Annotated in this window: 16 protein-coding genes and 1 pseudogene; all 17 read left to right on the forward strand. The window is 33.7% G+C overall.

What is annotated here, in order from left to right; genetic code table 11:
* The first annotated feature begins 51 nt into the window (after window positions 1-51).
* On the forward strand, window positions 52-555 hold the full coding sequence (locus tag H599_RS0109970; RefSeq protein ID WP_026714003.1) for a hypothetical protein: 504 nt from the start codon (window positions 52-54) through the stop codon (window positions 553-555).
* A 145-nt stretch (window positions 556-700) separates the two neighbouring features.
* Entirely contained in the window at window positions 701-919 is a 219-nt protein-coding gene (locus tag H599_RS19475) for a hypothetical protein (RefSeq protein ID WP_035141422.1), read from the forward strand.
* Between the two features lie 29 nt (window positions 920-948).
* Complete coding sequence (locus tag H599_RS0109980; RefSeq protein WP_026714004.1) at window positions 949-2,103, forward strand: RHS repeat-associated core domain-containing protein; 1,155 nt, start codon at window positions 949-951, stop codon at window positions 2,101-2,103.
* A gap of 13 nt (window positions 2,104-2,116) precedes the next feature.
* Window positions 2,117-2,524, forward strand: a complete 408-nt coding sequence (locus H599_RS0109985) for a hypothetical protein (protein ID WP_155960773.1) — start codon at window positions 2,117-2,119, stop codon at window positions 2,522-2,524.
* A gap of 20 nt (window positions 2,525-2,544) precedes the next feature.
* Window positions 2,545-2,745, forward strand: a pseudogene (locus H599_RS21410) (RHS repeat-associated core domain-containing protein); the annotation flags it as partial.
* A gap of 865 nt (window positions 2,746-3,610) precedes the next feature.
* Window positions 3,611-4,063: a hypothetical protein gene (locus H599_RS0109995; RefSeq protein WP_026714007.1), complete on the forward strand. Its 453-nt coding sequence runs from the start codon at window positions 3,611-3,613 to the stop codon at window positions 4,061-4,063.
* A gap of 257 nt (window positions 4,064-4,320) precedes the next feature.
* Window positions 4,321-4,770, forward strand: coding sequence for a hypothetical protein (locus H599_RS0110000; RefSeq protein WP_026714008.1), 450 nt, complete (start codon window positions 4,321-4,323; stop codon window positions 4,768-4,770).
* On the forward strand, window positions 4,746-5,528 hold the full coding sequence (locus H599_RS0110005; RefSeq protein WP_026714009.1) for a hypothetical protein: 783 nt from the start codon (window positions 4,746-4,748) through the stop codon (window positions 5,526-5,528). The genes H599_RS0110000 and H599_RS0110005 overlap by 25 nt, the downstream gene beginning before the upstream one ends.
* Before the next feature lie 3 nt (window positions 5,529-5,531).
* A complete protein-coding gene (locus H599_RS0110010; protein WP_026714010.1) occupies window positions 5,532-5,894 on the forward strand; it encodes a hypothetical protein in 363 nt (120 codons plus the stop codon).
* A gap of 186 nt (window positions 5,895-6,080) precedes the next feature.
* On the forward strand, window positions 6,081-7,055 hold the full coding sequence (locus tag H599_RS0110015) for an RHS repeat-associated core domain-containing protein (protein ID WP_245600511.1): 975 nt from the start codon (window positions 6,081-6,083) through the stop codon (window positions 7,053-7,055).
* 1 nt (window position 7,056) lies between these two features.
* The gene (locus H599_RS0110020; protein WP_026714012.1) at window positions 7,057-7,479 is read left to right on the forward strand and encodes a hypothetical protein; all 423 of its coding nucleotides are present in this window, start codon (window positions 7,057-7,059) and stop codon (window positions 7,477-7,479) included.
* The gene (locus H599_RS0110025) at window positions 7,460-8,587 is read left to right on the forward strand and encodes an RHS repeat domain-containing protein (RefSeq protein WP_026714013.1); all 1,128 of its coding nucleotides are present in this window, start codon (window positions 7,460-7,462) and stop codon (window positions 8,585-8,587) included. The genes H599_RS0110020 and H599_RS0110025 overlap by 20 nt, the downstream gene beginning before the upstream one ends.
* Window positions 8,588-8,591: 4 nt before the next feature.
* Complete coding sequence (locus H599_RS0110030; protein ID WP_026714014.1) at window positions 8,592-9,047, forward strand: hypothetical protein; 456 nt, start codon at window positions 8,592-8,594, stop codon at window positions 9,045-9,047.
* A gap of 156 nt (window positions 9,048-9,203) precedes the next feature.
* Window positions 9,204-10,700 carry an RHS repeat domain-containing protein gene (locus tag H599_RS21090; protein ID WP_026714015.1) on the forward strand — a complete coding sequence of 499 codons (1,497 nt, stop codon included), beginning with the start codon at window positions 9,204-9,206 and terminating at the stop codon, window positions 10,698-10,700.
* A 3-nt stretch (window positions 10,701-10,703) separates the two neighbouring features.
* A complete protein-coding gene (locus H599_RS0110040; protein WP_026714016.1) occupies window positions 10,704-11,054 on the forward strand; it encodes a hypothetical protein in 351 nt (116 codons plus the stop codon).
* A 75-nt stretch (window positions 11,055-11,129) separates the two neighbouring features.
* Window positions 11,130-11,858: a hypothetical protein gene (locus tag H599_RS0110045; protein ID WP_026714017.1), complete on the forward strand. Its 729-nt coding sequence runs from the start codon at window positions 11,130-11,132 to the stop codon at window positions 11,856-11,858.
* A gap of 17 nt (window positions 11,859-11,875) precedes the next feature.
* A complete protein-coding gene (locus H599_RS0110050) occupies window positions 11,876-12,541 on the forward strand; it encodes a hypothetical protein (RefSeq protein ID WP_026714018.1) in 666 nt (221 codons plus the stop codon).
* Window positions 12,542-12,684: the final 143 nt, after the last annotated feature.

The raw sequence follows: 12,684 nt of genomic DNA on the forward strand, positions 1-12,684 counted from the left end.
AAGCTCTGCCTTGGAGTAATTTATTAACTTTTAAAACAATAAAAATCAAAGATGAATAAAATATTTTTAATATTAAGTATACTTGGAATGTCGGGAATTAGTTGTACAACTAAAATAAAAAAACCCAATATGGAAGTCAAAATAAATATTATAGGTAAATTGAATTCTAATGAATTCAAGGGAAAAAACGGTACTTTCTATTCGATTAATATAGATTTAATAAATAATACTGACGCTACAACTCGTTTTTGGGTTCTGTCATGCTCTTGGCAAGACAATTGGATATTTAACGGAGATGCTATAGACTTTTATAGTCAAGGTTGTGATAAAAATTATCCTACTATTATTGAAATAAAACCAAGACAAAAGTTAACTTATAATGGTATTATTCATATAAAGTCGAATAAAGAAGTCGGTATAAAATTGGGATTTGTTCTAATTAAAGAACATGATATTGTGAAAATGTCTGATTTTAGAAGTGTTTTAATTAATAAGATTAAGAATCAAAAAGACATCATTTGGGGAAATCTAAATAATCACTCGGAAATCCATTAATCACCCGATGGCGCAGATTTGTAGTTATCGTTAGCGCAGTCCAGAAGCTTCGGGATGCCTGTGCCGCAAAGTAGAGCAAATAAAAAAGTTGTAGTGGTAAAAAGCTACAACTTTTTTGTTCTAAACAAAAAGTGACCGTAGCACGATGTTTTATGGCAGTTTAGACAATAATAAACTGCTAAGACCCTTACGCAAATACTACTCTGCTGATGGAAGTATGGAAATAAAACACAATATCCAGACAGGAGCAGTCGAGTTTGTAACTTACATAGGCGGTGATGGCTACAGTGCCCCTATAGTGTTAAAAAGCGATGGAACAACCCAAATTATTTATATTTACAACGGGATTACCAAGGTAGTATAGTTGCTATTAGCGATGCTACAGGTAATGTTTTGGAAAAACGTTTGTTTGATGCCTGGGGAAATGTATTAGTACAAAATGGAGCTGGCAATGTGTTAAATGGTCTTAGTTTACTGGATAGAGGTTATACAGGACATGAACATTTACAAAGCGTAGGACTCATACACATGAACGGACGTTTGTATGATGCTAAATTGCACCGTTTCCTACAACCGGATAATTATGTGCAGGATCCGGGTAATACGCAAAACTATAACCGCTATGGGTATGTATTGAACAATCCGTTAAAATATATAGATCCTAGTGGTGAGCAAGGAGATATTCCTGGTTCTAATGGAACTAATACTGGTGATGGTACTGGTAGTTACACAAGCACTGATTTAAATCAACTCTGGGATGATCTTAAGATGAAAGAATGGTTTAAAAGAAATTTTAGCGCCAGAAATTTTGGAAGAGCATGGGATGCAACTACAAAAGCTATAGATGATACAGGTAGTTTTATAGGTAGAAATGTAAAGTCATTTTTGAAAAATATAGGTTCGTTATTTGGAGGGCACAAAAAATCAGGATCAACACCTAATATAGCTACTAACATTAATATGAATAATATTTCTGCTACACCCGCTACACCCAGTATGTATAATAATTTTAATTTAGGAAATAATACTATGATTTCACAATATAATGGACATCCTATAATTCCTGCTAATACTGTTGGCTCACCAGGAAATTCGAGCAATACTTTTTCTACTATTGGTCTGTTTGGAGACGTTGCAAACTACAGTGATGTGGGGTCATTTAGATTAGCCAGTAACGGTTTATTTAGTCCAAAATATTACTCTTCGGGTTGGAATGGAGGCAGTCGAGCAGGAATAAAAACTTATAACTTTTCAAAATTGGGTGGAAAAATTTCTGCTGGAGCAGGTTTGGTTACCACTGGAATGTCTTATTATGATATTTCCAATGGAGACACAAGTCCAGTAACATGGGCTGATGCAACCATTGGGACTGCAGGTGTAATCTCTTCAGGAGCTTATTATTTCAATGGAATTGAGATACCTTTTGTTGGTGAAGTTGTTGCGGCTTACGGAGCATTACGTCTTTCTTGGGATTATGGTTATTACATGGGATCTTATTATGGTCCGAGTACTTGGTATGGAACAAATGACAATAAATGGTTTAAATAAATAGTTTAAATAAATGAATAATATATATTACATGATTTGGGTTGATGCTATTCTAAATATTAGAAAGCATCACCCTAATAAAAAAGATTGGAAAACCACTCTACTTATATACGTTACATGGATACATGCTTTAAATTTCTGGATATTATCAATTTGGTTAAAGTATTTTAATATTCTTTCAATACCACTTATACACATAAACTTGTTTCCAAGCAAAATGTTAAATAGCTTTTCCTCGTTTGCAATAGAATTTGCATTACCGTTTGGAATTATTAATTACTTTTTAATATTTTATAATGACAGATATGTAAAAATTATAAAAAAATATGGAAATATGAAAACTAGTTATGCTTTTATTTATTCAGCAATAGTAGCATTAGTCGCCTTATTTTCTGCATTTCTTTATGGAGCATTGAGTTAAACAAAAAAAGCGATCTTACTTTACTGGATAGAGGTTATACAGGACATGAGCATTTGCAAAGCGTAGGACTCATACACATGAACGGGCGTTTGTATGATGCTAAGTTGCATCGTTTTCTGCAACCAGATAATTATGTTCAGGATCCGGGTAATACGCAAAACTATAATCGATATGGGTATGTACTTAATAATCCATTGAAGTATATTGATCCTAGTGGGGAGCAAACATCGCCAAATTGTGATACTTGTGGAGGATTTAATTTAGATAATACGCAATATGGAAATGGTATCATTAAATCTATTTTGGGAGATCCTAACGTACAAGAATGGCTAGATAGAAACCTAAGTGCACGAAATTTTGGTGATGCAGCAGATTTTGTTTGGGGAAATGTAAAGTCGTTTGGTAGAGATATTGGACATGTAGCTGATCAAGCTTGGGGAGGTATAAAGTCGTTTGGTAGAGCTATTGGACGTCTTTTTGGAGGAGGAAAAAAATCAGGCCCACCACCTAATATGGGGACAAATGTGAATATGAGTTCTTATACATCCGGAACCGGTGGTAATTCGTTGGGGCAGTCAGGCAGAAATGATAACTGGGCAAAAGCTACTCTAGCTTTTATAAGTGCTGATGCTGCAATATTAGAACCTACAGATGCTTATTGGCCTAAGTGGGTAGTTGAAGGTGCTGCTGGTCTATCAGCAGCTGCATATCTTTATTCAGGAGATTATATGGCTAAAATGCAAAGAGAAATTGCTCGTATTAGCCAACGAGCAGCTGGTCCGCAGGGATTTGTTTATGAATTAGTAGCAACTAGAAATGGATCTTGTCCGAATTTAAATACAGGTGGTACTATGGATTTAAAGATAGGAGATGTTTGGAAATATGGACAAACAACAAAAGGATTTGGTAGATATTCACAATCTGATCTTAGAAATAAAGGATTAAAAATGATACCTCTTCCTCCTGGTGGAAATCAAGTAGAGGTACTAATTCAAGAAAAATATTACATATATAGTTATTTTTTTGCAAATGGTCATAGACCACCTGGAAATCCTATTTTTAGATAATAATTAAAATAAATAAAAAATGAAGATTGCATTGGCTATATATACATCAGCTGAAATAAAAAAAGAAACTGGATTTTTAATTGATTTTTCAGATGATCTGGAAGAGTATTTTCTGAAAAAAAAATATGGAAATGATTTAATAGACATTATAATTGGCGTTATATGTGTAAGTCCTATTTTTGAACATTTTTTTAAGATAAGGAGACCAATATACACAAAAGAAAAAAAAGAAATAAACAGTGAAGGCTTTGAATATATTATAGAAAAATGTTTGGAATATGATATTAAATTAGATTTCGATATTTTTAAAAATTATTCAGAAATTGAAACAAAAAAATATTTAGCTAAAGAGATTATAAATTCTCTTTCTGTATTTGATTTAATGAAATCTAAAATTAAAAATTTTGATTCAGAAAAGTTTAAACAAGATTTGGAAAGTTATTTTAGAGAAAAAGGTTTGATAATAGATTAGTTTTCCGCTCTACAAAGAACCCAATCGCTCGGACTTAAAATATTTAGCCAAACGGTTAGGACAATTCCAAAGCTTCGAGTTGCCCGTGCCTACAAAGTAGCACAGTAAAGTTTACCCGATGGCGCAGATTTGTAGTTATCGTTAGCGCAGTCCAGAAGCTTCGGGATGCCTGTGCCTGCAAAGTAGAGCAAATAAAAAAGTTGTAGTCGTAAAAGGCTACAACTTTTTTGTTCTAAACAAAAAGTGACCGTAGCACGATGTTCTATGGTAGTTTAGACAATAATAAACTGCTAAGACCCTTACGCAAATACTACTCTGCCGATGGCAGCATGGAAATCAAACACAATATTCAAACAGGAGCTGTAGAATTTGTAACTTACATAGGCGGTGATGGCTACAGTGCCCCTATAGTGTTAAAAAGTGATGGTACGACCCAAAATTATCTATATTTACAACGGGATTATCAAGGCAGTATTGTTGCCATTAGCGATGCCACAGGTAATGTTTTGGAAAAACGTTTGTTTGATGCCTGGGGGAATGTATTAGTGCAAGACGGAACTGGTAATACTTTGAACGGTCTTAGTATATTGGATAGAGGTTATACTGGACATGAGCATTTGCAAAGCGTAGGACTCATACTGTTGCGGCTTCAGTTGCTACTGCTGCTATTATCGTTGGATCAATGGGAACAGCCACGCCGCTTGTAGCTGCTGCTTGGGCAAGTGCGGGTGCGGGACTTGTAAGTGGTTCTCTCGGAGTAGCTTTAAATGGTGGGAATTTTGGGCAAATTGTCCTGGGGGGCTTGAAAGGAGCTGCTATGGGTGCTATGACAGGCTATGCAGGAGCCTATATGAGTGCTGCCATACACGCAGTAGGAATTATTCCCGGTATGTTATCCGGAGCAGCTACCTCAACTACTTTAACCGCAATGACCAACATAATATCAGGTAATGATTGGAATGCTGGTTTAGGTATGACAGCATTATTTGGTACAATTGGTGGGGGTATTTCTGGGTTTTCAGCGGCTAAAGCTAGTGGTTCAGGGATTTGGTTTGGTACAGAAGTTAAGCCTTCTGCTACGGTTATTGCCGGGAAAATTGACGATTATACTAAAGAAGCTAAAGCACAATATAATAAATCTACTCAGGTGCAAGCTGAGCCTACTGGTATGTCCTTAAATGATTTAAACAAAACAGCTGAATACCCAGCTTCATATTTAGATCGTCCAAATCAGACAGGCACTCCTAATAGTGTTCATCAATATAAGACCATTGATGGGAAGTCTTTACAAAATACAGTTTATAATATTGATGGGAAAGCAGTAATACAACTTGATTTTAAATCCCATGGCACTGGTAATATGATTGGAGTACCACATGGTCATATTATGGATGTACCAGGTATAATTTCAACAGGTCATCAAGGAGAACACATTCCTTTTATGTTAATAAAATTTGGTAAATAAAATATGTTAGAAAAAATCACATCCGAATATGCAAAATTTCCTGATAGTCTTATAGAAGGAATCTGCTTTTTTCCTATTTCAAAAGTATCTGATAGTATTATAGAAGTTACTTTAAGTTGTTATAATTTGAAAAAAGAGAATAAAAAAGAAATAATAAAATTAATTTTTACAAAAATTGAATTAGTTAAATTTAATCAATTCAATGATAATCCAAGTTTATTTTTGGATGAAATTTATATTGATGATAAAAATGATTTAATAACATTCGATTTTTTTCCAATTGATCATTTTGATTATTTAGAAGAAAATCCCAATTCTAATTTTATTATAAAATGTAGAAAAGTTGAATTTGAAGTTTTAAAATAAAAATGGTTTGTTTGATTGTTCCCCAGCTGCGCAAAGTCTCCTGACTTTGCGCAATAATTAAAACTTGATTCTCGCGGTCGCACGAAATAAATTTCAATGAAGTTAATCTTTTCGCGTAGTTCGTGAGATTATCAAGGCAGTATTGTAGCTATAAGTGATGCAACCGGGCAAGTATTAGAAAAACGTTTGTTTGATGCCTGGGGAAATGTATTAGTGCAAGACGGAACTGGTAATACTTTGAACGGTCTTAGTATATTGGATAGAGGTTATACTGGACATGAGCATTTGCAAAGCGTAGGACTCATACACATGAACGGACGTTTGTATGATGCTAAATTGCATCGTTTTCTGCAACCAGATAATTATGTTCAGGATCCGGGTAATACGCAAAACTATAATAGGTATGGGTATGTTTTGAATAATCCACTAAAGTATACCGATTGGACTGGGGAAAAGTGGAAGATAAAGTTAACTTGGAGTGATTTATTTGCTGGGGTTTCAATTTTAGCAGGTACAGCTTTAGTGATTTTTGGAGGCCCAGCGGGAGTTGCCTTAGGGACAAAATTAATTGTCGCAGGAGGCACACATTTTTTAGCAACAACAGCAATGGTAATAACTCAAGGTAAATCTTGGACAGAGGCTTCAAACTATATAGGTTTTCAATCGCCTACTATAACAATTGACACAGGGTGGGGAGATAGCAAACCAAACGGTGTTAATCAAAATGAACCTGTTGTAAAGCCAAAAACGGTTGAAGATGTAAAAAAAGATAAAGGAGAAGATTCATTTCACCCAGGGCAACTTTTACCTAATTTCAAATCAGACATTGGATTTGATATTTTAAAATTTAAAGGGTTGCATTATGGAGTGCCTGAATTTGAAACTAGTCTTCTGAATGGTAGAGGGGCAATTACACCAGGTCCAATTTCATTCTATCCAACAAGAGGATCTTATGACCCAAATTACTCTACCCATGAACCAGGTCATGCACTACAATTTGCTCTTATGGGAGTGTGGTACTATCCTATTATTGCATTGCCTAGTATAGTGAATGCAAATAGTAAGAATGCTGGCGATAGCTATACTGAAAAAACTGCTAATCAATTATGGTATTGGTGGTCTGGGGAAAAAGATTCAAGAAATAAACGATATAGAGATTAATATGAAAAAAATATTTGCTTTAGTTTGGATTATATTTTTTCAACTTTTATTTAGTTGTCATTATCAACATCATGAATTAAAAATAGTAAATAACTCAAACGAAATTGTTTATTATGAAACCTATTTTCATAAAGATTTAGATAAATATGATGTATATAATAAGTATCAAAAAGTTTATTATTTAGAGGACTATAAAGTTCTCAATCCTAAAGACTCTATTCGTCCAGCAAATCAAAGTGCATGGAGTTATGATATAGAAACTATTTCTAAAGATTCTACATTAACAGTGGCCTTTTTTAGTAGAGCTGCTGTTAAAAAATATGGTTGGGATAAAATAATATTATTAAAAAAATACAAAACCTATACCTATAACATAAAACAATTAGATAGTATGAATTGGGTTGTTGAGCATAAAGAGAAATAGTAAATTTTTATATTTACAAAGGGATTACCAGGGCAGTATTGTTGCCATTAGCGATGCTGCAGGGCAAGTGCTGGAAAAACGTTTATTTGATGCCTGGGGAAATGTATTGGTACAGGACGGCGCAGGGAATATCTTAAACGGTCTTACTGTACTGGATAGAGGTTATACTGGACATGAGCATTTGCAAAGCGTAGGACTCATACACATGAACGGGCGTTTGTATGATGCCAAATTACATAGGTTTTTACAGCCTGATAATTATGTGCAGGATCCGGGTAATACGCAAAACTATAACCGTTATGGATATGTATTAAATAATCCATTGAAGTATATTGATCCTAGCGGAGAATTATCTTGGAAATCTATTGGAAGATGGTTTAAAAGAAATGCCAACGATATAATTGCGGGAGTTCAAATAGTTGGAGGAGTAATATTAACTGCAACTGGTTTGCCTGAATTTGGTGTTCCATTAATAACAGCAGGAGTTACCCATTTTGCAGCTGCCTATAATGAATACAAACAAACAGGTAACTGGTCACAGGCATCAAAAAATGCAGGAGTGTTTTTTAATGTTTCGTTTGATCCTGAAAGTTTTTATAACAAAGACAAACAGAATGGTGTTAATCAAAATGAGCCTGTTGTAAAACCTAGGACTGATAGTAATAATAGTGGAGAGAACGGGAATAAAAAACCTAATGAGAGTGTGTATGATTTTTATGGGTCAAAGGTTTTTATAATGTCACAAAATGGTAGTAACAATTGGTCATTATTTGGTGTGATACATACTTCACGAGCTTTTTATGACGGTTATAAGGCTAATGGGCTTAATAGTTATGAAGGTTTGCTTTTAATGCACGAGTATGGACATTATTTGCACGCACAATATGCACCATTAAATTTTTATAGTTATGGGATGTGGTCTAGTATAGCGACTGCAAGTTCCTCAAATGCATCAAATAACTGGACAGAGGTTATGGCAAACACAATGTCTTATTATTATTTCCATTATCCTTCGGTTTACAATTCCTACAAGAAAGATTATCCTATTAATAAAAACTTCCTTTCAGACGAATTAAAATATAAATTATATCATCATCTAAAACTTTAAAGCGATGTTAAAAATCAAAAATTTTCTTTTTCTTCTTCTTTTGTTTAATTTTTATTCTTGTGATAAATTAGATACACGTGAATTAGTTGTCAAAAATAGTTCAGATAGGATAATATATAGTATCCTATCTGAAAATGATCAAATGAATGATGCTGGATTTTATTATGAATATCAAAATGATTTTGATGAAACTAAAAGAGGGGATTATGATACTCCTTTTATTTTTAAAGAAATAAAAAAAGGAGAAAAAATTGCAAATCATGATAGACCCAGATTTTGGGATAATTATTTTGAAAGACTAGAAGATAAAAAAGCACGATTATTTATTGTAAAAAAAGATAGTGTAGATAAGTATGGATGGAAAACAATATTTAAGAAAAATATTTACAATAAGAAATATCTTTTAACTATCGAAAATTTAGAAAAAATGAATTGGGAGATTGAGTATAAAGGAGATTAGCTATTTGTGAAATTATTTATATTTACAATGCGATTGCCCGATCGCTCGGATATGAAATAAATGTCCTTGTATGGATAGGCAGAATTGCATTCTGTGCCCACAAAGTTGAGCAAATGCAGCTAAAAAAGTTGTAGTCTTAGAAGGCTACAACTTTTTTTGTTTAGTCCTTACCAAATAGAGGAAATAGGGAAAGATAAAATAAGTTTTACGTACAACGATGCTAACAGCCGTTCTACGATGTTTTATGGTAGTCTGGATAATAACAAATTATTGAGACCCTTACGCAAATACTACTCTGCCGATGGCAGTATGGAGATTAAACATAATACTGTAACTGGGAATGTAGAATTTGTAACCTACATAGGTGGCGATGGCTACACCGCTCCCATTGTGTTAAAAAGTGACGGTACGACCCAAAATTATTTATATTTACAGCGGGATTACCAAGGCAGCATTGTTGCCATTAGTGATGCTACCGGGCAAGTATTGGAAAAACGTTTGTTTGATGCCTGGGGAAATGTGCTTGTTCAGGACGGAGCTAGTAATACATTGAATGGTCTTACTATATTGGATAGAGGTTATACTGGACATGAGCATTTACAGAGCGTAGGACTTATACATATGAACGGACGTTTGTATGATGCTAAATTGCACCGTTTCCTACAACCGGATAATTATGTGCAGGATCCGGGTAATACGCAGAACTATAACCGTTATGGATATTGCTATAACAATCCTCTTAAATATACAGATGTAAGTGGAGAGTGGATATGGATTCTAGTTGGTGCAATTATTGGAGGAACAATAAATTGGATAGCGCATGGGGCACAATTTAATGCCAGAGGTTTAACTGCTTTTGGCATAGGTGCTGGTGCTGGTGCACTAGCAGGTATTGTAGGTCCTGCAGCTTTCACGATGGCAGGTGGAGCAGCAGCAGGAGCAGGCGGTTTTATAGCGGGAGCAGCTGGTGGAGCAGCGGGGGCATTTGCATCACAAACTGTTTTAACAATGGGCAATCATATTGCTTTTGGAGATCCAATAATGTCTGCTAAACAATTCATTGTAGGAATAGCACTTGGTGCAGCATTAGGTGGTACAATTAATGGAGGCATTGCTAAAATAAACGGAAATAGATTTTGGGACGGTATTGATCCTACCCCAAAAGTACAACCCGTTTCAATTTCTATTAAACCAAACGGTGTAGTAGAAAATGGAAATCCAGAAATAAAAACAGATGCAAAACTACCTAGTACCACACAAACAAGTACTGCTCCAACAACGCAAAACAATACAGCAACTGTTATCAATAAAGAAACTGGTGTTGTCGATGTTTCTAAAAATCCTGCATTTAGATATATGGGAGATGGAGAACTAAAGGCAGTACAAGAAACAGGTTATTTAAGGGGAGGAAATCCAGGTGAAACATATTTTACGAAAGATGTATATAAATCTGCATCTTTGGCTCAAGAAAGATTAGCATTGCCTACTACTCCAACTCTAAGAGTTGAATTTGAAATTATCAATAATCCAGCCCTCCAATTGAATGGATCTAAAGTTTTACCTGCTTTTGGAATGCCTGGAAAAGGTTCTGAGTTTATGACTACAGCTCCTGTAAGAGTAAAATTAATTAATTGGCAACCTTTAAATAAATAGTATATGAATAATTATAAAGAAACATATATAATTACGATAGCCGAACCTTGGGATTTTGAAAGCCCTGATGGAAAGAATATTATTAGAGGAACAATATTATCAATTATTGATAGTGTTTTTTTGATTTTTAAGACTAACTACATATTGAATTTTGGTGGTATAAGTGGAGATATTCTTATTTTATCTCCACGATTTAAGGATGACAACTTCAACAACGTAACATCTAAAAAGATAAGTGTAAATGGGGGGCTTTTTTTGAATGATTATAATACTGGATTGGAAGAAAGAAAATTAAAAGACAATTCTAAGTTTGTTTTAATAGGTACTCTAAATAAGCAGAAGGATAAGGATTAATAGACTTGCTGGAGGCTCATTTACAGCTGGAGCATTGGGAACACGTCAGCCGCCTTATCTGTTGGTAATGGATTTATGTCTGGAGCAGTTGTAGGAGTAGCTGGAGGTTTGGTTGGAGGATTCACAACAGGTTTTGGAAATAGTTTAGTTGATGGTAAAAATATAGGTGATAGTTTTAAATATGGAATTCAAGGTGGTGCTTTGGGGGCTATTACTGGAGGTATTGTTGGAGGAGCAGTTGGAGGAATACAAGCTTTAAAGGAGGGAACTAATTTTTGGACTGGAGAAGGAACTTCGGAATATTCAAATACACTTTCATTAAATGATTCAAGAGAAGGTTTATCATATTCAAATGAATCGGCTCGAAATTTTTCTAATTCTCATGAAGAATTAAATCGTTTATCACAAAATGTGGATGGTTTGCACGCTGATGGTAGCTATCCAAAGGGATATTCTTCAATTAATGGACAAATTTCAGGCCCAAATGGTTATGTTCATGGGGTTACTGCAAAAACAGGAGTTTTTAAAAAAACTATAGATGTGTATTTATCAAAATCTGCTTTTGTGAGTAGACCTCAACTATACATGACTATGCATCATGAATATATGCATGCTTACTTTTTTGTTAACAACATAAGTGTAATAAATGGAGGTCATGACATCATTCATAATTGGCATTATGCTCAAGCTACAAAATGGGGAATACCAGTGAACGTTAGAACAACATATTTTAGTAAGGCATATTATGGATTATTTGATACATATTCTAAATATGGTTTCAAAGTAATTAATAATATACCATAAATTAATAATATCATATTATGAAAAAAAACATTTATTTATTAAGTTTTTTTATTATTTTGCTAAGTTGTGCAAAGGAGCCCAAATTAGATTTTAAGAATGGGGATTTAAATTATGATCAATCATTGGCAATAATTCAAAGTATAAAGATTGTAGCTCCAAAAATCACAAATTGTCCCCCATTAGGTAGTCATTTAAATTTAAATTATTTAGGAAATAAAAAAGTAGAAATTAATAAAATTGTATTTAAAAATTATAACTCATTCCCATTATTTTGGGATTTATCATATCTTAAAAATTCCTTGACGGGTTATTGCTATGGTATGTCCTGTGTTTTAGGAAATAATTTGTATTTGTACACAGAAGATTTTAAAGATGATAATAAAAAAAATGAAGAAAATCAATATCACCAAGTTGGATTATTATTAATTGAAAAAAATAACAACTTTGTCACGTGGGTAAAAGTATCTGAAACTGACATTGATAGTGAAAAATCTTTAGAATCTTTCCTATATGACAATTATATAATAATTATAGAAACTAATAATTGGAACTATGATGTAGTTGAAAGTAATAAAAAGAAACAAATCAAATATAGATATGTGGTCTTAGAAATAAAAGGTAAAGGAAATTTAATTGTATTAAACAAAAAAGAAAGTAACAAAATAATAACAAAATATTTTTAATTATAGACCCGACCGCTCGGATATACACACAAACGTTAGCGCAGGCATTTGCCCACAAAGATACATAAGCAATAAAAAAAGTTGTAGTCATAAAAGACTACAACTTTTTTGTTCTAAACAAAAAGTGACCGTAGCACGATGTT

Source organism: Flavobacterium daejeonense DSM 17708 (genome assembly GCF_000425425.1).
Lineage (GTDB): Bacteria > Bacteroidota > Bacteroidia > Flavobacteriales > Flavobacteriaceae > Flavobacterium > Flavobacterium daejeonense.

What these genes read in the sequence shown, in the direction of transcription:
- H599_RS0110020 (WP_026714012.1), top strand. Translation starts at nt 7,057, where the DNA reads ATGAAAAAAATATTTGCTTTAGTTTGGATTATATTTTTTCAACTTTTA.
- H599_RS0110050 (WP_026714018.1), top strand. Translation starts at nt 11,876, where the DNA reads ATGAAAAAAAACATTTATTTATTAAGTTTTTTTATTATTTTGCTAAGT.
- H599_RS0110030 (WP_026714014.1), top strand. Translation starts at nt 8,592, where the DNA reads ATGTTAAAAATCAAAAATTTTCTTTTTCTTCTTCTTTTGTTTAATTTT.
- H599_RS0110005 (WP_026714009.1), top strand. Translation starts at nt 4,746, where the DNA reads ATGGGAACAGCCACGCCGCTTGTAGCTGCTGCTTGGGCAAGTGCGGGT.
- H599_RS0110010 (WP_026714010.1), top strand. Translation starts at nt 5,532, where the DNA reads ATGTTAGAAAAAATCACATCCGAATATGCAAAATTTCCTGATAGTCTT.
- H599_RS0110045 (WP_026714017.1), top strand. Translation starts at nt 11,130, where the DNA reads ATGTCTGGAGCAGTTGTAGGAGTAGCTGGAGGTTTGGTTGGAGGATTC.
- H599_RS0109985 (WP_155960773.1), top strand. Translation starts at nt 2,117, where the DNA reads ATGAATAATATATATTACATGATTTGGGTTGATGCTATTCTAAATATT.
- H599_RS0110040 (WP_026714016.1), top strand. Translation starts at nt 10,704, where the DNA reads ATGAATAATTATAAAGAAACATATATAATTACGATAGCCGAACCTTGG.
- H599_RS0109970 (WP_026714003.1), top strand. Translation starts at nt 52, where the DNA reads ATGAATAAAATATTTTTAATATTAAGTATACTTGGAATGTCGGGAATT.
- H599_RS0110000 (WP_026714008.1), top strand. Translation starts at nt 4,321, where the DNA reads ATGTTCTATGGTAGTTTAGACAATAATAAACTGCTAAGACCCTTACGC.
- H599_RS0109995 (WP_026714007.1), top strand. Translation starts at nt 3,611, where the DNA reads ATGAAGATTGCATTGGCTATATATACATCAGCTGAAATAAAAAAAGAA.
- H599_RS19475 (WP_035141422.1), top strand. Translation starts at nt 701, where the DNA reads ATGTTTTATGGCAGTTTAGACAATAATAAACTGCTAAGACCCTTACGC.